Genomic DNA, 17,365 nt, shown 5'->3' with positions numbered 1-17,365 from the left:
CACAATTCCGGGATTATCGGGGACACAGGTGACGCTGCGTCCGCCGACGGTGTGCGAGTCGAACGAATTCAGACACTTTTCGCAATTTGTTGTTAAGGTTTTCTCTGCGCAAGTCCGTGGTAAAATTAAAATAAAACAGGTGGTTATGGCTTCATCCCCAATAATCCCCTACTTTTCCCTTCCATCCCGCTCGCTCCCGCTGTAAACCGCAAAGCCATCGGACAGACCATGCCGTGCTGCGCATCGCGCCTGCGATGCGAGCCGCCCGCCATTGCGCAGGGCGGGGCGGGGAAGGTCTGTTCGGGGAGGAGATGCTCGCGCAAGCAGGCCAATTGGGGACAGCAAACGTGCTTTTCGGGGGTTACAGCGGACAGGCGTTTACGCCGGCTGGCGACAAGGGTCGCTACGTCCTGCCGCCGCTGTTCCGCAAGGCCGTCAAGGAAAGCAGCGACGCCCGCATCCTCTGCCTCGCCAAGCACGATCGCTGGAACTGCCTTGTCGGATTTGGCCTCTCGCGCAAGCTCGAGCTCGAGCAGCAGCTCGATCGCGAGGAGGAAATGGCCTTCAAGCTCAATCGCGAGTTCGATCGCGAAGTGCGTTCGAGCCAGCTCAACGGCTTCGTCGAATTGCCTTTCGACGACAGCGGTCGCTTCGTGATGCCCGAATATCTGCGCGATCTTGCCAATGTCGGCGAGGGCCTGTTCTTCCAGGGTGGCGGACGCTTTTTCACGCTGTGGAACCCTGCGGAACTGCTCGGCATGGGTGACGACTGGGCCGCAGCCAAGGCGGCCTGCAAGGCACTGGTCGACGAAGCCCAGGCCAAGGGCCGAGCCAAGTGAACGCCGCCCCGCATATTCCCGTCCTCCTTGATGAGGTCATCGCGGCGCTGAACCCCGGCGAGGGCGATGTCATCGTCGATGCCACCTTCGGCGCCGGCGGCTATTCGCGCGCGATCCTCGATCGCGGGGCGCAGGTCCATGCCTTCGACCGCGATCCCGACGCCATCGCTGCCGGTGCGGCGATGGAGGCCGAGTTCGCCGGACGGCTGACGCTTCACCCGCGGCGCTTCTCCGAGATGGTCGATACGCTGGCTGCAGCCGGCGTCGCCCGTGTCGATGGCGTCGTGATGGATATCGGCGTTTCCTCGATGCAGCTCGACCAGGCCGGGCGCGGCTTCGCCTTCTCGACCGACGGGCCGCTCGACATGCGGATGAGCCAGGAGGGCGACAGCGCCGCCGATTTCGTCAACACCGCCGAAGAAGCCGCGATCGCCGACGTGCTCTATCACTATGGGGAGGAGCGCCAGTCGCGCCGCGTCGCCCGCGCGATTGTCGCCGCGCGCCCTCTCGAAACCACCGGCGAACTTGCCCGCGTCGTCCGCAAGGCGCTCGGCCATCGTCCGGGCGCGCCCAAGGATCCGGCGACCCGCAGTTTCCAGGCGATCCGCATTCATGTGAATGGCGAGCTCGACGAGCTGGCCGAGGGCCTCGTGGCTGCCGAGCAGCTATTGAGCGAAGGCGGTCGGCTCGCGATGGTGTGTTTCCACAGTCTGGAGGATCGCATCGTCAAGCGCTTCCTGCGCGATGCCTCGCAGGCCGAAGCCGGTTCGCGCCACCTGCCCCAGCTCGATGCGCCCGAGCCGGTCTTCACCCGCGTCAGCAAGGCGATCCGTGCTTCCGAGGCCGAGATCGCGCGCAATCCGCGTTCGCGCTCATCGGTACTGCGTAGTGCGGTCCGCACTGCAACTCCGGCGAGGGAGGCAGCCTGATGGCCACTCGCCCCGCAGCCGTGCGGACCGGTAGCCGTATCCGCCAGATCGGCTGGGCGCTGGTGCTCGGCCTGTGCGTCGCCATTTTTCTGGCGCTGACCTTCAAGGTCAATGCGGTGAAGAGCGAGGTGCGGCTAACCGAGCGCCAGATCATCGCCATGGAGCGCGAGGCGCTGATGCTAGAAACCGAGTTCCAGACCCGTTCCAGCCAGCGCCAGCTCGCCGCCTGGAATGCGGTCGAATTCGGCTTCGTCGCGCCGAGCGCGCGCCATTTTCTCGAGAGCGAGCGCCAGCTCGCCGCGCTCGGGCTGCCGCGCGGCCTCAACGCTCCCGACCCGATCCGGGTCGCGCGCAGCGAACCCGTGGTCGAGGAGGAAGGCCTGTTCGCCGAATGGGTCTCGCCCGTCGCCGCCGCCGAACTCACCAGCGAAGCCAGTGGCGGCGAAACGGCGCTTGCCGCGGACCTCTCCGCCAAGGGTGGCAGCCTTGCGCAGCGCCTCGCCCGTTCCTCGACCGTATCCTCGGGCCTGTCGGATGCCGGCCAATGAACGCGATGACCGGTTTCGCGCCGATCGGGACCGCCGTTCCCTCTGCCCGGATCCAGCTGGTATCCATCCGTCAGCACTCGCTGGCAGTGGCCAAGTTTCGGGTGTTGTGGATTGTCCTCGCGTTTGCCTTCGTCGCCCTGCTTGCGGTCATGCGGATCGGATTTCTCGGGATGTCGGACCGCGCGGTGGCGGCAACTTCGCTCGAGGACGCGCTGTTGCCCAGCCGGGGCGAAATCGTCGATCGCAACGGCGTTCCGCTGGCGCGCGCCTTCCCGGCCTATGCGTTGTGGTTCAACCCTTCAGCGCTTGGTGAAGCCGGGACACCGCTGGTCCGCGAACCAGCCGAGGTTGCGCAAGACCTCAAGACTATTTTTCCCGATCTCGACGTTGCGCGGGTGACGCGCCAGCTCGCATCGGGTCAGCAGGGTTATCTGCGCCGCCGCGTGTTGCCCGAAGAAGCAAATCGCGTGCAGGAATTGGGCGAGCTCGCGCTCGAAGTGCCGCAGGAAACCGACCGTCACTATCCGCAAGGCTCCATGGCCGCGCATATCCTCGGCTATGTCGCAGCAGACGGCCACGGCCGGGTGGGCATGGAGCAGGTGCTCGACGAGCGGCTGCTCGACCCGACGCGCCGCGGCGCTCCGGTTGCGCTGAGCATCGATATGCGCGTCCAGGGTGCGCTCGAGGACGAATTGCGCCGCGGCATGAAGCTGGTCGATGCCAAGGGCGCGGCCGGTATCGTGCTGGATGTCGAAACCGGCGAGGTGATGGCTCTGGCCAGCCTGCCCGAATTCGATCCCAACAAGATCGATGCCGTTGGCCAGGACCGCATGTTCAATCGTGTCACCAACCAGGTCTATGAACTGGGTTCGACTTTCAAGCCGCTGACCGTGGCGGCAGCCATCGACGCCGGCGTCGTGCGAGATTTCGCCGCGCGGTGGGATGCCTCGCCCGTCAAGATGGGCCGCTACACCATCACGGACAGCCATTTCCTGGGTTCGACCCTGAACGTGCCCGAGACGCTGATCCATTCGTCGAACACTGTCACCGCGCGGATCGCCGACGAACTCGGCCCCAAACGGATGCGGCAGGCCATGATCGATCTGGGGATGAATGCGCGGCCGCATATCGAGCTGCCCGCCAAGGGCTTTCCGATCTGGCCCGGCGACAACTGGCCGCGCCTGCGCAATATGAATGTCGGCTTCGGTCATGGTATCGCGGTGACCCCGCTGCATCTCGCATCGGCCTATGCGGCAATGGTCAATGGCGGGATCATGCGCCCCACCACGCTGCACAAGCTGGGCGCGGGCGACGTGCCGCAGGGGCGCCGGGTGTTCAAAGCCAGCACCAGCGCCCGGATGCGCCAGTTGATGCGGATGATCTCGATCTTCGGCACCGGCCGCAGCGCGGATGCCCCGGGTTTCCGCGTCGGCGGCAAGACCGGCTCGGCCGAAAAGCCGGGCGCAGGCGGCTATCAGCGCACCTCGCTTATCTCGACCTTCGCGGCGGCTTTCCCGATGGACAAGCCGCGCTTCGTGGTAGTCACCATGCTCGACGAGCCGCGCGGCACGGTCGCCAGCAGCTTCCAGCGCACCGCCGCCTGGAATGCCGCACCGATCGTCGGTCGGCTCGTCCCACGGATCGGACCGATGCTCGGCGTGCTGCCCGACGAAACCCGTGATGTCGATATTTCCGATCTTCGACCGCTTATCCCGGCGTCGGACCGGTGAAGCTGGCCAAACTCTGCGCGGCCGCCGGGCTCGACTGCGGTCATGAAGTCATGGCTGCAGACGATGCCACCGTGACCGGTTTCGCGATCGATCACCGCAAGGTCGCACCGGGAACGGTTTTTGGTGCCTTCGAGGGCGCGCGGGTGAATGGCGAGACCTTCATCTCCGACGCGGTCAAGGCGGGCGCGGTCGCCGTGGTCGCGCGCGCCGAGGCCAGCGTCTCCGGCGCGCAGCATATCGTCAGCACCGAGCCACGCCGTACCTTCGCGCAGCTGGCGGCGCGGTTCTTCACCCCGGTGCCGCCGCATATCGTCGCGGTGACCGGGACCAACGGCAAGACCTCGACCGTCGAGATGACCCGCCAGATCTGGCGGATGGCGGGCGAGCGCGCGGCGAGCATCGGCACGCTTGGTGTCACGACTCCCGACGAAAGCGTCTCGACCGGGCTGACCACGCCCGACATCGTCACCTTCCTGAGCAATATGAGCGGGCTGGCGCGCGAAGGCGTGACCCATGTCGCCTATGAGGCTTCGAGCCACGGGCTGTTGCAATTCCGCAACGAGGGCGTTCCGGTCGAGGCGGTGGCGTTCACCAATTTCAGCCGCGACCATCTCGACTACCACGCCGACATGGACGAGTATTTCGCCGCCAAGATGCGGCTGTTCGACGAAGTTGCCAGCGACGATGCCCGCGCGGTGGTATGGGTCGGCGCGGGCGACAGCGAATGGACCGCGCGCGCGATCGATCATGCGCAGCGGCGCGGGCTTGCGCTCTTCACCATTGGCGAAGCGGGAGACGACATCCGCGTCATCGAACGCAGCACCAGCCAACTCGGCCAGTCGCTCACCATCGAGCATGGCGGCAACACCCGCAGCATCACCTTGCCGCTGATCGGCGCCTATCAGGTCGCCAATGCGCTCACCGCCGCCGGTCTGGCGCTGGCAAGCGGGATCGACGCTGGCCAGGTCTGGGACGCGGTCGCGCGGCTCCAGCCGGTGCGCGGACGACTCGAACGCGCGGTAATCACCCCGCGCGGCGCGCCCGTCTATGTCGATTACGCGCACACGCCCGACGCGATCGAGGCGGCGATCGTGGCGCTGCGCCCGCATGTGAAGGGCCGGCTGATCACCGTGTTCGGCGCGGGCGGCGACCGCGACCATGGCAAGCGCGGCCCGATGGGCGAAGTCGCATCGCGGGCATCGGATGTGGTGATCGTCACCGACGACAATCCCCGCGGCGAGGAAGCCGGGGAAATCCGCCGCGCGGTCATGGCGGGAACCGCCGCCAACGCGCACGAGGTCGCTGGACGCCGCGCCGCCATCGCCGAAGCGGTAGCGATGGCGGGGCGCGACGACATCGTCCTGATCGCGGGCAAGGGACATGAACGCGGCCAGATCGTGGGATCGGGCGAGAACGAACGAGTGCTGCCCTTCGACGATGTCGAAGTGGCCCGCGAATGTGCGGCGGCGGCGAATGACGGCAATTGGGACAACGATACATGAGCGCAGCGCTGATCCGCCATCCGGCCATGAAGGCCTGGCCGATTTTTCCCGCCGACCAGCTGCCGCTGGCGCTGTGGGATGCCGCCTCGATCGCCGCGGCGACCGACGGAGTGGCGAGCGGCGAGTTCCAGATTTCCGGGGTCGAGACCGATTCGCGCGATGTCCGCAACGGCGATCTGTTCGTCGCGCTGCAGGGCGAAGCCATGGATGGCCACCGCTTCCTCGACGCCGCTTTCGCCAGTGGCGCCAGCGCCGCGCTGGTCGACCGGCCAGTCGAATACCCGCATATCCTGGTCGCCGACACGACCGCCGCACTCCACGCGCTGGCTGCCGCCGCGCGCAATCGTGGCAAAGCCAAAATCGTCGGGGTGACGGGCTCGGTCGGCAAGACCGGCGTCAAGGAAGCGATCTTTGCCGCGCTCGAGCGCTCCAGCCGCGGGCAGGCGCACCGTTCGATCCGCAGCTACAACAATCATGTCGGGGTACCGCTCAGCCTCGCGCGGATGCCCGCGCGCAGCCGCTTCGGCGTGTTCGAGATGGGGATGAATCACGCCGGCGAAATCGCGACGCTGACCGACCATGTCCGGCCGCACGTTGCGGTCGTCACCACCATCGCCCCGGCGCATATCGAGAACCTCGGTAGCGAAGAGGCGATCGCGGATGCCAAGGCGGAAATCTTCGCCGGGCTGGAACCGGGCGGGGTCGCGGTCATCCCAGCCGACAGCCCGCATTTCGAGCGGCTGCGGGATCATGCCGAGAAGGCCGGCGCGCGGATCGTGTCGTTCGGGTGTGCTCGACACGCAACCATGCGGTTGCTCGACGCCATCCCCAGCGCCAATGGCGGCTCGCTGGTCACCTGCGAATATCCCGATGGCCGGATGTGTTTCACCGTCGCCGAGCCTGGAGAGCACTGGATCGCCAATTCGCTGGCGGTGATGGCCGCCGTTCTGGCCTGCGGTGCCGACATGGCCGCTGCCGGGCTGGCGCTGGCCGAGATGGGCGGGCTCGAAGGACGCGGGGCGCGCCATCAGGTCGCGGCACCGGGCGGCAAGGCCTTGCTGATCGACGAAAGCTACAACGCCAACCCCGCCAGCATGCGCGCCACGCTTGCGCAGTTGGGCGCCACCCCAGCCGTCCGCCGCATCGCGGTGCTCGGCGCGATGAAGGAATTGGGCGATTTCGGGCCTGCCTTCCACGCCCAGCTGGCCGAACCGCTGATCGCGGCGGAAGTCGATCATGCCATCCTGGTAGGCCCGGAAATGGCTCCGCTGGCGCGCGAATTGGGGAAAGGTGCCGCGCTTCCGCTTGGCTTTGGAGGCAGTTTCACCCATTGCGGCAGCGCTGCGGACGCGATCGCGGCGCTGGAGGACTTCGCAATCGTCGCCGGCGATGCGATCCTCGTCAAAGGGTCCAACTCGATCGGGCTCGGCAGAGTGGTGGAACACCTCACGCGCCGGGAAAGCTGAATGCTCTATCTGCTGGCACAATGGTTTGAATTCGAAGGGGTCTTCAACCTCGTACGCTACCAGACGGCGCGTGCGGGCGGGACGCTGCTGACGGCATTGCTGATCGGCCTGGTGATCGGGCCGCGCTTCATCGCCATGCTGCGGGTGCGTCAGGGCAAGGGTCAGCCAATCCGCGAGGACGGACCGCAGACCCATCTCGCCAAGCGCGGCACGCCGACCATGGGCGGGCTGATGATCCTCACCTCTCTGTTCCTGTCGCTGCTTTTGTGGATGGACCTTTCCAATCCCTTCATCTGGGCCTGCATCGCGGTCACCGCCGGTTTCGGGCTGATCGGTTTTCTCGACGATTACGACAAGGTCACAAAATCCAGCCATAAGGGGGTTTCGGGCAAGACCCGCCTGCTGCTGGAATTCCTCGTCGCCGGGATCGCCAGCTGGATCGTGGTCGGGCAGATCAACACCTTCCTCTACATCCCGTTCTTCAACGATTTCGGCATCGAGCTGGGCTATTTCTATTATGTCTTCGCCGCCTTCGTGATCGTCGGCGCGGGCAATGCGGTGAACCTTACCGACGGGCTCGACGGGCTGGCGACCATGCCGGTGATTATCGCCGCGGGCACCTTTGCGCTGATCGCCTATCTGGTCGGACGGGTCGATTATTCCGAATATCTCGGCATTCCCCATGTCGCGGGCGCGGGCGAGCTGGCGATCTTCTGCGCCGCGATCATCGGGGCCGGGCTGGCGTTCCTGTGGTTCAACGCGCCGCCCGCGGCGGTGTTCATGGGCGATACCGGCAGCCTCGCACTGGGTGGGGCGCTCGGCGCGATCGCGGTGGCGACGCATCACGAAGTTGTCCTCGGTATCGTCGGCGGGCTGTTCGTGTTCGAGGCGCTGTCTGTGATCATCCAGGTCGTCTGGTTCAAGCGCACCGGCAAACGGGTGTTCCGGATGGCGCCGATCCACCATCATTTCGAGCAATTGGGCTGGAGCGAGAGCAAGGTCGTGATCCGCTTCTGGATCGTGGCGATCGTGCTCGCCATCCTGGGGCTGGCCACGCTGAAGCTGCGATGATCGTCAGCCCCGCCTGGTCTGGCAAAAGGTTCGCCGTCCTCGGACTGGCGCGCTCGGGCAGGGCGACGGTCGAGGCGCTGCTGGCGGGCGGAGCCGATGTGCTTGCCTGGGACATGAAGCCTGAAGCGCGCGAACCGTTTGCGGGACGCGCGGTGCTCGCCGATCTGCTCGAAGCGGACCTGACTGGCTATGCGGGCGTGGTGGTCAGCCCCGGCGTGCCGCTCAACACCCACCCCATCGTCGGCCACGCGGCGAAATTCGGCGTGCCGGTGATCGGCGATATCGAATTGTTCGCGCAGGCGCGCGCGCATCTGCCGCCGCACAAGGTGGTCGGGATTACCGGCACCAATGGCAAATCCACCACGACGGCGCTGGTGCATCATATCCTCGAGACCGCGGGCGTGCCGACCACGATGGGCGGCAATATCGGTCTGCCGATTCTCGAGCAGGAGCCGCTGCCCGAGGGCGGGGTGTATGTGCTGGAACTGTCGAGCTACCAGATCGATCTGACCTTCAGCCTCGATTGCGATGTGGCGGTGTTGCTCAACATCACTCCCGACCACCTCGATCGGTACGAGAGCTTCGAGGCTTACCGTGCCTCCAAGCTAAGGCTGCTCGATATGCTATCCGGCGAGCACCTCAGCTTCGTCGGTGAGGATCAGCTTTATCGCGAGCTTGTCGCCCAGGGACGTTCGACCAATCCGGTAGAACTTGAGGATGGTGTAACCGCAGGCAACCCTGTGCTCGCTGGCCCGCACAACCAGCAGAACGCGATGGCTGCGCAACTGATCTGCATTGAACTCGATTTGATGCCACAAGAGATCGACCGAGGTATCGCCAGCTATCAAGGCCTCCCGCACCGCATGGAACGGGTCGCCGCCATCGCCGACATCGCCTACGTCAACGACAGCAAGGGCACCAACACCGCCGCCACCGCGCCCGCGCTCGCCGCCTTCGACAATATCCACTGGATTGTCGGCGGGCTCGCCAAGGAGCCGGGTCTAGGGGAGTGCGAGGCGCAGCTCGGTCATGTGAAGGCCGCCTACACCATCGGCAGCGCCGGGCCGCAATTCGCAGCATTGCTCGAACCGCGCCTACCCGTCACCCGCAGCGAGACGCTCGCTCACGCGGTTCGCGATGCCGCTGCTGCCGCCGACCCGGGCGACACCGTCCTGCTCAGCCCGGCCTGCGCAAGTTTCGACCAGTTCACCGATTTCGAGGCGCGCGGCGAAGCTTTCCGCGCCGCCGTCAGGGAGCTCGCAGCATGAGCCAGCAGCGTGCCTTCGTTCCGGGCGCCGGGCGCCGCGCTCCGCGGCTGGCGCAGCAGAAGCTGTCGCGCTGGTCCGAGCTCAAGATCTGGTGGCGCGAGATCGACCGGGTGCTGCTTGGCCTCATCCTCGCGCTGATGGCCTTTGGCGCGGTCGCGGTCGCCGCCGCCTCGCCCGCCAGCGCCGACCGGCTGTCGACCACCGCGGCCACGCTCGATCCGCTCTATTTCTTCTATCGCCACCTGGTCTGGCAGCTGCTCGGGGTCGCGGTGCTGCTGGCAGTCTCGATGTTCGATCGCGGCAATGCGCGGCGCTTCGGAGTGGTGCTCGGCGCCCTCATGTTCGGCGCACTGTTCCTCGTTCCGCTGATCGGATCGGAAGTGAACGGGGCGCGCCGCTGGCTCGAGTTCGGGATGCGCTTCCAGCCCAGCGAATTCCTCAAGCCGGGCTTCGTTATCGTCACCGCCTGGGTGCTGTCGTGGCGGGTGCGCGACCCCAATCTGCCGGTGATGGCGCTGACCTTCATCGGATTGGGTATCATCTCGCTGTTGATGATGCTGCAGCCCAATCTGGGCGATACCATGCTGTTTGTCGGGGTGTGGTTCGTGATGGTCCTGCTCGCCGGGGTTCCGGTGCAGCGGATGGGCGCGCTCGCGGGCATCGGGATTGTGGCGCTCACCGCAACCTACTTCCTCTACGACAATGCGCGCCACCGGATCGATTCCTTTCTCGGCGGCGGCACCGCCTACGACCAGGTCGATCTCGCCGAACGCACGCTGCTGGCAGGCGGCTGGACCGGCAGCGGCTATGGGCTCGGTATCCGCAAGATGAACCTGCCCGAGGCCCATACCGACTACATCTTCTCCGTGATCGGGGAAGAATTCGGGCTTATCGTTTGCGGGCTGGTGGCAATCACCTATCTGGCTATCGTGGGACGCGTTTTGATGAAACTGGTCGACGAAGACGATCTGTTCGCCCTGCTGGCGGGCTCGGGTCTCGTCACGCTGCTGGGCGGGCAGGCCTTCATCAACATGCTCGTCAATCTGCAGCTGTTTCCCTCGAAGGGGATGACGCTGCCGCTGGTGAGCTATGGCGGTTCCTCTACCATCGCGATCTGCCTGACCGTCGGGCTGCTGCTGGCCATCACCCGGCGCAATCCCTTCCTCAAGCGCGAGACGCGCGGGCTGGCCGATGTGCTGGGCCTGGCCGAACGGCGCGAACCCAAACCCGTCGAAACCATCCGACGCGAGATCCATCCATGACCGGCTCCAACCGCCATTACGTCCTCGCTGCGGGCGGGACCGGGGGGCATCTGCTCCCCGCCTTCGCGCTCGCCACCGAACTCGAACGGCGCGGGCATCACGTCGCGCTGATCACGGACGAACGTGGCGAGCAGATCCCCGGGCGCCCCGATTTCCTCACGACCCATGTCCTGCCCGCCGGCCGCTTCGGCAAGAACCCGCTCAAATGGTTCGCTGCCCTGCGCGCGGTGCTGCAGGGCCGCAAGATGGCGCTGCGGCTCTATGACAGCTTTGCGCCCAGCGCGGTGGTAGGCTTCGGCGGCTACCCCTCGCTGCCTGCGCTGCTGGCCTCGTCCTCTGCGGGCATCCCCAGCGTGTTGCACGAACAGAACGCGGTGCTCGGGCGAGTCAATCGCCTGCTTTCAGGCCGCGTCCAGGCGATCGCGACCGCCTATCCCGAGATCGAGCGTCTGAAGCCCAAGCATCGCGACAAGGTCGCGCTGGTTGGTAATCCGGTGCGCGCGCAGGTGCTGGCCTTGCGCGACGAGGAATTCCCGCCGCTGGGCGAGGAGGGGCTACTACGCGTGCTCGTTACCGGCGGTAGCCAAGGCGCACGCATCTTGTCCGAAGTGGTGCCCGACGGGCTCGCTATGCTTCCCCCGGCAGTCCGCCAGCGCTTGCAGGTCACGCAGCAGTGCCGTGCCGAGGATCTCGACGCGGTGCGTGAACGCTATAGCACCCACGACATTCCCGCCGAGCTCGGCACTTATTTCGAGGATATGGCCGGCCGGCTTGGCGACGCGCATCTGTTTATCGGCCGCGCCGGTGCCTCGACCATTGCCGAACTGACCGCGGTCGGGCGCCCGGCAATCCTGGTCCCGCTGCCGATCGCTACCGACGATCATCAGGCCGCAAACACCCGCGAGATGGCCAAGGCCGGCGGCGCGCGGATGATCCGTCAGGAGCGCTTCGGCGCCAAGGAACTCGCGAAGCAGATCATGGCGCTGGCCGACAACCCCGAAGGCCTCGCCAGGGCCGCTCACGCAGCATGGAATTGCGGCCGACCCGATGCGGTCAAGGACCTCGCCGATCTGGTCGAGGGCTTCGGCGGGGCGGACATGATGGATGTGATCCGCGTCGGCGCCAACAACGCCCGCGGCGCTTCGCAGGGCGTTCCCGCCGGGCAGGGCGCGGCGCGGGAGCACGGCGAATGAAGGGCGTTCCCACCGAGATCGGCACGATCCATTTCATCGGTATCGGCGGCATCGGCATGTCGGGGATCGCCGAGGTGATGGATAACCTCGGCTACAAGGTGCAGGGTTCCGACCTCAAGGAAAGCCCGACTATCGAGCGGCTGCGCGCGCGAGGAATGGCGGTTGCCATCGGCCATGCTCCCGAGAACGTCGAGGGAGTCGCGGTCGTGGTCACCTCGACCGCGGTCAAGCGGACCAACCCCGAAGTCGAATATGCGCTGGAAAACCGCATCCCGGTGGTCCGTCGCGCCGAAATGCTTGCCGAATTGATGCGGCTCAAATCCACCATCGCGGTGGCAGGGACCCACGGCAAGACCACCACCACCAGCATGATCGCCGCGCTGCTCGATACCGGCGGGGTCGATCCGACCGTCATCAATGGCGGTATCATCGAGCAATACGGCTCCAACGCGCGGCTGGGCGACAGCGACTGGATGGTGGTCGAGGCCGACGAGAGCGATGGAAGCTTCCTGCGGCTCGACGGGACAATCGCGGTGGTCACCAATATCGACCCCGAGCATCTCGACCATTACGGCGATTTCGACGGGGTGAAGGACGCCTTCGTCGAATTCATCCACAATGTGCCCTTCTATGGTGCGGCGATCCTGTGCATCGATCACCCCGAGGTGCAGGCGGTGATTGGCAAGGTGCGCGACCGCCGGGCGATCACCTACGGTTTCTCGCTCCAGGCCGACATCTGCGGCGTCAACGTGCGCCCCGACACGGGTGGGAACAGCTTCGACGTGATCGTCCGCCAGCGCGGTGAGGAGGATCGCCGGATCGAGGGTGTCCGCCTGCCGATGCCGGGTCGCCACAACGTCCAGAACGCGCTCGCCGCAATCGCGGTGGCGATCGAGATGGGCTGCTCCGACGAAGTCATTTGCAGCGGGTTTGCCGGTTTCGGCGGAGTCCGGCGGCGCTTCACCAAGGTGGGCGAGGTCGACGGCGCCGCGATCATCGACGATTACGCGCATCACCCGGTCGAAATTCGCGCTGTGCTGAGCGCCGCACGCGAAGCCGCGGCAGGACGCGTGATCGCGGTGATGCAGCCGCACCGCTATAGCCGCCTCAACGATCTGATGGATGATTTCCAGAGCTGCTTCAACGAGGCCGACGAGGTGCTGGTCACCCCGGTCTACGAAGCGGGCGAGGAACCGATCGATGGCGTTTCCGCCGAAGCGCTGGTGGCGGGGCTCAAGTCGCGCGGGCATCGCTCGGCCGCCACGGTCGCCGACGAGGGCGATTTGGCAGAGCTGCTGGCTGGTCATGTGGCCGAGGGCGATATCGTCGTCTGCCTCGGCGCAGGCGACATCACCCGCTGGGCCGCCGGGCTCGCCGACGCGATCGCCGCCAAGGGACGTGGCACATGAGCCCCCAACCCGGCGATGTGTGGAATTACGACACCGGTTCCGCCCCCGGTGGCGAGACCGAGGGCGGCGTCGATGCACCGGTCTCGATGCAGGGCCTGACCGGCAAGTTGACGCCGGACGCGCCGCTCGCGAAGCTGGTCTGGTTCAAGGCAGGCGGCAGTGCCGACTGGCTGTTCGAGCCCGAGGATGCCGACGAGCTGCGCACCTTTCTCGAACGGCTCGAGGGCAGCCTGCCGGTAATGGCGCTGGGGCTGGGATCCAATCTCATCGTCCGCGATGGCGGCGTCCCCGGCGTGGTGGTCAAGCTGGGCAAGGCCTTTGCCAAGGTCGAAGTGCGAGATGATCACGTGGTCGCCTGCGGTGCGGGCGCGCATGGCATCCTCGTCGCCAGCACCGCGCGCGATGCCGGCGTCGCAGGGCTGGAATTCCTGCGCGGCATCCCGGGCACGGTTGGCGGGTTCGTGCGGATGAACGGCGGCGCCTATGGCCGCGATGTCAGCGAGGTGCTGATCGATTGCGACGTGGTGATGCCCGATGGCCAGAGCCACACCCTTCGCGCGGCCGACCTGCAGTATTCCTACCGCCATTCGGTATTGCCCGCGGGCACGGTGGTGATTGGCGCGCGCTTCCAGGGGAAAGCGGGCGACCCTGAAATCATCGGAGCCGAGATGGACCGGATCGCGCAGGCGCGCGAGCAATCGCAGCCGGTCAGGACCAAGACCGGAGGTTCGACCTTCAAGAATCCGCCCGGACACAAGGCCTGGGAGCTGGTCGACGCCGCGGGCTGCCGGGGACTGACCATGGGCGGCGCACAGGTGAGCGAAAAACACACCAATTTCCTCATCAACACCGGAGGTGCGACCAGCGCCGACATCGAAGGGCTGGGCGAGGAGGTGAAACGCCGCGTCTATGTGCATTGCGGAGTGGAGCTCGAATGGGAAATCCAGCGGGTGGGCCGACCATGATACTCGATCGCAAACTTCACGTTGCCGTGCTGATGGGCGGCTGGGCCAACGAGCGCGAGGTCTCGCTGATGTCGGGCGAAGGCGTTGCCAAAGCGCTCGAGGAACGCCAGCACCGGGTGACCCGGATCGACATGGATCGCGATGTCGCAGCGCGCATCCGTGAGACTGCGCCCGATGTCGTTTTCAACGCGCTCCATGGCGTCCCCGGCGAGGATGGCACCGTGCAGGGCATGCTCGACCTGATGGGCGTTCCTTACACCCATTCCGGCCTCGCCACATCTGTGGTCGCGATCGACAAGCAGCTGACCAAGCAGGTGCTCGGTAGCCAGGGAATTCCTTTCCCCGGTGGGCGGATCGTCACCACCGAAGAGATTCACCGGCAAGATCCGCTGCCGCGCCCCTATGTGCTCAAGCCCGTGAACGAGGGCTCCTCGGTCGGCGTGGCGATCGTTACCGACGAGGCCAATTACGGCAATCCGATCGATCCGTCGGCCGAAGGGCCGTGGCAGCAGTTCGACCGCCTGCTCGCCGAGCCCTTCATTCGCGGGCGCGAGATGACCACGGCGGTGATCGACACCCCCGAGGGTCCGCGCGCGCTGATGGTCACCGAACTGGTGCCCAAATCGGGCTTCTACGATTTCGCCGCCAAATACACCGACGGCATGACCGAGCATGTCTGCCCGGCGCAAATCCCCGACCCGATCGCCGAATTGTGCCGCGAATATGCGCTGAAAGCGCATGTCCTGCTGGGCTGCGAGGGCACCAGCCGCACCGATTTTCGCTGGGACGACGAATTGGGCGAGGACGGGTTGTTCGTGCTCGAGACCAACACCCAGCCCGGCATGACCCCGCTCAGCCTGGTGCCCGAACAGGCGCGCCATGCGGGGATCGAATATGGCGAGCTGGTCGAGATGATCATCGCCGCGGCGCTTCGTAAATATGCTGGAAAACAGGCGCGCGAACAGGCGCGCAGGGCGGATCGCGATGGCTAAGGTTACTCGCTCGGCCTCGGGAGTGCGCCGTTCCGCGGCCACCCGCAACCGTCAGCAGAAGACCCGCGCGGCGAGGAAGCACACCGTCACGCTGTTCGACCGCGTGATGGCGCTGCTGCCCTTCACCGACGAGCAATTGCACAAGATTTTCCTGTTCCTCATCATCTCGGCGGCGCTTGCGGCAGCCTGGCTGGTCGCGAGCCTCGCCGGCGTGCCGCAGATGGCTCAGGCGCGGATGGCGGTGGCCGCTTCGGATGCGGGCTTCGAGGTGCGCAAGGTCAAGGTTACCGGCGTCGAGCGGATGAACGAGCTCAAGGTCTACGAACGCGCGCTGGCCGAGCGCGACCGGCCGATGCCGCTGGTCGATCTGCAGGCGGTGCGCGCCCGCCTGCTCGACCTGTCCTGGGTCCAGGATGCGCGCGTCTCGCGCCAGCTGCCCGATACGCTGATCGTCGACATCGTCGAGCGCCGCGAACACGCGGTGCTGAAGAAGCCGGGCCGGCTGATGCTGGTCGATGTGCAGGGTCACGAGCTCGAGCCGATCTCCGAAACCAATGCCAAGGACAAGCTGCTGATCGGCGGGCCGGGCGCGCAGACGCAGGTCGCGGCGCTCGACGATCTGCTGAAAGCCGCGCCGGCGTTGAAATCGCAGGTTGCCGAGGCCGAATGGGTCGGCAACCGGCGCTGGAACCTGACCTTCAAGACCGGCCAGGTGCTGGCGCTTCCCGAGGAGAAGGCACCCGCCGCGCTGGTGCGTTTTGCGACGCTCGATGGGCGCCATCGCCTGCTCGGCGGGCGCGCCACAGCGATCGACATGCGGGTGGCCGATCAGGCCTATTTCCGCTGCAGCGACGGGCCGTGCAATCTCGGCCAATTGGTCAAGACCGACAATTGATGGCCGGTCCGCGCATCATCCGCGCCTTTGCCGCGGTCAATATCGGTTCCTTCCGGGTTTCGGCCATGATCATGGGCGAGGACGAGAACGGCGCGATGGTGGTGCTGGGATCGAGCCACCGCAAGAGCGAAGGCGTCAAGCGCGGCTACATCACCGAAATGCGCGCCGCCAGCCACGCGATCCGCCAGGCGGTCGAGAAGGCCGAACAGAGCGCCGGAACCAATGTTTCGAGTGTCTGGATCGGTTGCGCCGGGGCCGGTCTCTACAGCCGCATCGCCAGCGTCGAGATCGCCATCGGCGGCCGCCGGATCGAGGACGACGACATCGAGCACCTGCTCTATGCCGCACGCGATCACATCCAGCCCGACGGGCGGATGGTCCTGCACGCGCAACCTGCGCATTACACGCTCGACGGCGCGCATGGCATCGCCAATCCGCAAGGCCTCCATGCCGAGGCGCTCGGGGTTGATATTCACGTGACGCTGGCCGAAGGCGCGCCGGTCAAGAATTTGATCGAGGCGGTCCAGATGGCCCATCTCGAGGTCGAGGCGGTGGTGGCGAGCCCGCTGGCCAGCGCCTATGCCTGCCTCAGCCCGGAAGAGCGCGATCTCGGCGTCGCGCTGATCGAGATCGGTGCCGACGTAACCAATGTCTCGGTCCATGCGGCGGGCATGTTGCTCGGATTGACCTCGATCCCGATCGGCTCGAACGACATCACCGATGCGCTCGCCTCGAACTTCGGCATTCGCCGCGGGCAGGCCGAGCGGCTCAAATGCGTTTCCGGTTCGGCGATGAGCAGTCCGACCGACCATCGCGAGATGATCCCGGTCAACGCGCCGGGCGATGATGTCGAAGGGCGGCTGGCGCGCGGCGCGGACGAGCACAACCGCGTCCCCCGCGCCGAACTGGTTGCAGTGGTGACCGAGCGGCTGTCCAACCTCACCGGAGAAATCCACAAATCACTGAAAACGATGGGCTTCTCTGGCGCGCGCAGTGGCCAGGTGGTGCTTACCGGCGGGGGTGCGGAACTCCACGGCATCGCCGAATTCATGCAGGCGGCGCTCGGTCGCCCCGTTCGGATTGGCAAGCCGCCGCGGCTGCAAGGGCTGCCCGAAGCGCATGCCACCCCTGGATTCGCAACGCTTGCGGGGCTGTGCCTCTATGCTGCGGACGACCCGGTCGACATCCGCTCGGTCGGCCCCAGCTACCAACCCACCAAGCGTTATCGCGGGATGGGTCTGGTCAATCGCGTGTTCCAGGCGGTCCGCGAATATTTCTGAGCCTGCCGTAACGGCG

Annotated in this window: 15 protein-coding genes; all 15 read left to right on the top strand. The window is 66.2% G+C overall.

Annotation, left to right across the window (positions count from 1 at the left end):
• Nucleotides 1-347: 347 nt before the first annotated feature.
• From A9995_RS08040 to ftsA, 15 genes are read left to right on the top strand one after another with little or no spacing between them, the layout of a single operon-like run.
• The gene (locus tag A9995_RS08040) at nt 348-839 is read left to right on the top strand and encodes a division/cell wall cluster transcriptional repressor MraZ (RefSeq protein WP_233998135.1); all 492 of its coding nucleotides are present in this window, start codon (nt 348-350) and stop codon (nt 837-839) included.
• Nucleotides 836-1,768, top strand: coding sequence for a 16S rRNA (cytosine(1402)-N(4))-methyltransferase RsmH (gene rsmH / locus A9995_RS08035; protein WP_067611214.1), 933 nt, complete (start codon nt 836-838; stop codon nt 1,766-1,768). The genes A9995_RS08040 and rsmH overlap by 4 nt, the downstream gene beginning before the upstream one ends.
• The gene (locus A9995_RS08030; RefSeq protein ID WP_067611212.1) at nt 1,768-2,316 is read left to right on the top strand and encodes a hypothetical protein; all 549 of its coding nucleotides are present in this window, start codon (nt 1,768-1,770) and stop codon (nt 2,314-2,316) included. Before rsmH ends, A9995_RS08030 begins: the two co-directional genes overlap by 1 nt.
• On the top strand, nt 2,313-4,046 hold the full coding sequence (locus tag A9995_RS08025; RefSeq protein ID WP_067611210.1) for a penicillin-binding protein 2: 1,734 nt from the start codon (nt 2,313-2,315) through the stop codon (nt 4,044-4,046). Before A9995_RS08030 ends, A9995_RS08025 begins: the two co-directional genes overlap by 4 nt.
• Complete coding sequence (locus A9995_RS08020; RefSeq protein ID WP_067611208.1) at nt 4,043-5,548, top strand: UDP-N-acetylmuramoyl-L-alanyl-D-glutamate--2,6-diaminopimelate ligase; 1,506 nt, start codon at nt 4,043-4,045, stop codon at nt 5,546-5,548. The genes A9995_RS08025 and A9995_RS08020 overlap by 4 nt, the downstream gene beginning before the upstream one ends.
• Nucleotides 5,545-7,014 (top strand): UDP-N-acetylmuramoyl-tripeptide--D-alanyl-D-alanine ligase, encoded by a 1,470-nt coding sequence (gene murF / locus A9995_RS08015; RefSeq protein WP_145916867.1) that lies wholly within the window; start codon nt 5,545-5,547, stop codon nt 7,012-7,014. Before A9995_RS08020 ends, murF begins: the two co-directional genes overlap by 4 nt.
• Nucleotides 7,015-8,085: a phospho-N-acetylmuramoyl-pentapeptide-transferase gene (gene mraY / locus A9995_RS08010; protein WP_067611205.1), complete on the top strand. Its 1,071-nt coding sequence runs from the start codon at nt 7,015-7,017 to the stop codon at nt 8,083-8,085.
• On the top strand, nt 8,082-9,353 hold the full coding sequence (gene murD / locus A9995_RS08005) for a UDP-N-acetylmuramoyl-L-alanine--D-glutamate ligase (protein ID WP_067611202.1): 1,272 nt from the start codon (nt 8,082-8,084) through the stop codon (nt 9,351-9,353). The genes mraY and murD overlap by 4 nt, the downstream gene beginning before the upstream one ends.
• Nucleotides 9,350-10,615, top strand: a complete 1,266-nt coding sequence (locus A9995_RS08000; protein WP_067611199.1) for an FtsW/RodA/SpoVE family cell cycle protein — start codon at nt 9,350-9,352, stop codon at nt 10,613-10,615. Before murD ends, A9995_RS08000 begins: the two co-directional genes overlap by 4 nt.
• On the top strand, nt 10,612-11,808 hold the full coding sequence (murG, locus tag A9995_RS07995; protein WP_067611196.1) for an undecaprenyldiphospho-muramoylpentapeptide beta-N-acetylglucosaminyltransferase: 1,197 nt from the start codon (nt 10,612-10,614) through the stop codon (nt 11,806-11,808). Before A9995_RS08000 ends, murG begins: the two co-directional genes overlap by 4 nt.
• On the top strand, nt 11,805-13,217 hold the full coding sequence (gene murC, locus A9995_RS07990) for a UDP-N-acetylmuramate--L-alanine ligase (protein WP_067611191.1): 1,413 nt from the start codon (nt 11,805-11,807) through the stop codon (nt 13,215-13,217). Before murG ends, murC begins: the two co-directional genes overlap by 4 nt.
• Nucleotides 13,214-14,182 carry a UDP-N-acetylmuramate dehydrogenase gene (gene murB, locus A9995_RS07985; protein WP_082992578.1) on the top strand — a complete coding sequence of 323 codons (969 nt, stop codon included), beginning with the start codon at nt 13,214-13,216 and terminating at the stop codon, nt 14,180-14,182. The genes murC and murB overlap by 4 nt, the downstream gene beginning before the upstream one ends.
• Nucleotides 14,179-15,174, top strand: a complete 996-nt coding sequence (locus A9995_RS07980; protein ID WP_067611785.1) for a D-alanine--D-alanine ligase — start codon at nt 14,179-14,181, stop codon at nt 15,172-15,174. Before murB ends, A9995_RS07980 begins: the two co-directional genes overlap by 4 nt.
• A complete protein-coding gene (locus A9995_RS07975) occupies nt 15,167-16,069 on the top strand; it encodes a cell division protein FtsQ/DivIB (RefSeq protein ID WP_067611782.1) in 903 nt (300 codons plus the stop codon). The genes A9995_RS07980 and A9995_RS07975 overlap by 8 nt, the downstream gene beginning before the upstream one ends.
• Nucleotides 16,069-17,349, top strand: coding sequence for a cell division protein FtsA (gene ftsA / locus A9995_RS07970; protein ID WP_067611189.1), 1,281 nt, complete (start codon nt 16,069-16,071; stop codon nt 17,347-17,349). Before A9995_RS07975 ends, ftsA begins: the two co-directional genes overlap by 1 nt.
• Nucleotides 17,350-17,365: the final 16 nt, after the last annotated feature.

Origin of the sequence: Erythrobacter sp. QSSC1-22B, from assembly GCF_001678665.1 — a bacterium.
Lineage (GTDB): Bacteria > Pseudomonadota > Alphaproteobacteria > Sphingomonadales > Sphingomonadaceae > Qipengyuania.
The sequence above is the reverse complement of the archived record's forward strand: the minus strand, read 5'-3'. Positions and strand labels throughout refer to the sequence as shown.

Excerpts from the sequence above, each read along its gene's own strand:
- murF (WP_145916867.1), top strand. The coding sequence starts at position 5,545 with ATGAGCGCAGCGCTGATCCGCCATCCGGCCATGAAGGCCTGGCCGATT.
- A9995_RS07975 (WP_067611782.1), top strand. The coding sequence starts at position 15,167 with ATGGCTAAGGTTACTCGCTCGGCCTCGGGAGTGCGCCGTTCCGCGGCC.
- murB (WP_082992578.1), top strand. The coding sequence starts at position 13,214 with ATGAGCCCCCAACCCGGCGATGTGTGGAATTACGACACCGGTTCCGCC.
- murC (WP_067611191.1), top strand. The coding sequence starts at position 11,805 with ATGAAGGGCGTTCCCACCGAGATCGGCACGATCCATTTCATCGGTATC.
- A9995_RS08025 (WP_067611210.1), top strand. The coding sequence starts at position 2,313 with ATGAACGCGATGACCGGTTTCGCGCCGATCGGGACCGCCGTTCCCTCT.
- A9995_RS08030 (WP_067611212.1), top strand. The coding sequence starts at position 1,768 with ATGGCCACTCGCCCCGCAGCCGTGCGGACCGGTAGCCGTATCCGCCAG.
- mraY (WP_067611205.1), top strand. The coding sequence starts at position 7,015 with ATGCTCTATCTGCTGGCACAATGGTTTGAATTCGAAGGGGTCTTCAAC.
- A9995_RS07980 (WP_067611785.1), top strand. The coding sequence starts at position 14,179 with ATGATACTCGATCGCAAACTTCACGTTGCCGTGCTGATGGGCGGCTGG.
- murG (WP_067611196.1), top strand. The coding sequence starts at position 10,612 with ATGACCGGCTCCAACCGCCATTACGTCCTCGCTGCGGGCGGGACCGGG.
- A9995_RS08000 (WP_067611199.1), top strand. The coding sequence starts at position 9,350 with ATGAGCCAGCAGCGTGCCTTCGTTCCGGGCGCCGGGCGCCGCGCTCCG.
- ftsA (WP_067611189.1), top strand. The coding sequence starts at position 16,069 with ATGGCCGGTCCGCGCATCATCCGCGCCTTTGCCGCGGTCAATATCGGT.
- murD (WP_067611202.1), top strand. The coding sequence starts at position 8,082 with ATGATCGTCAGCCCCGCCTGGTCTGGCAAAAGGTTCGCCGTCCTCGGA.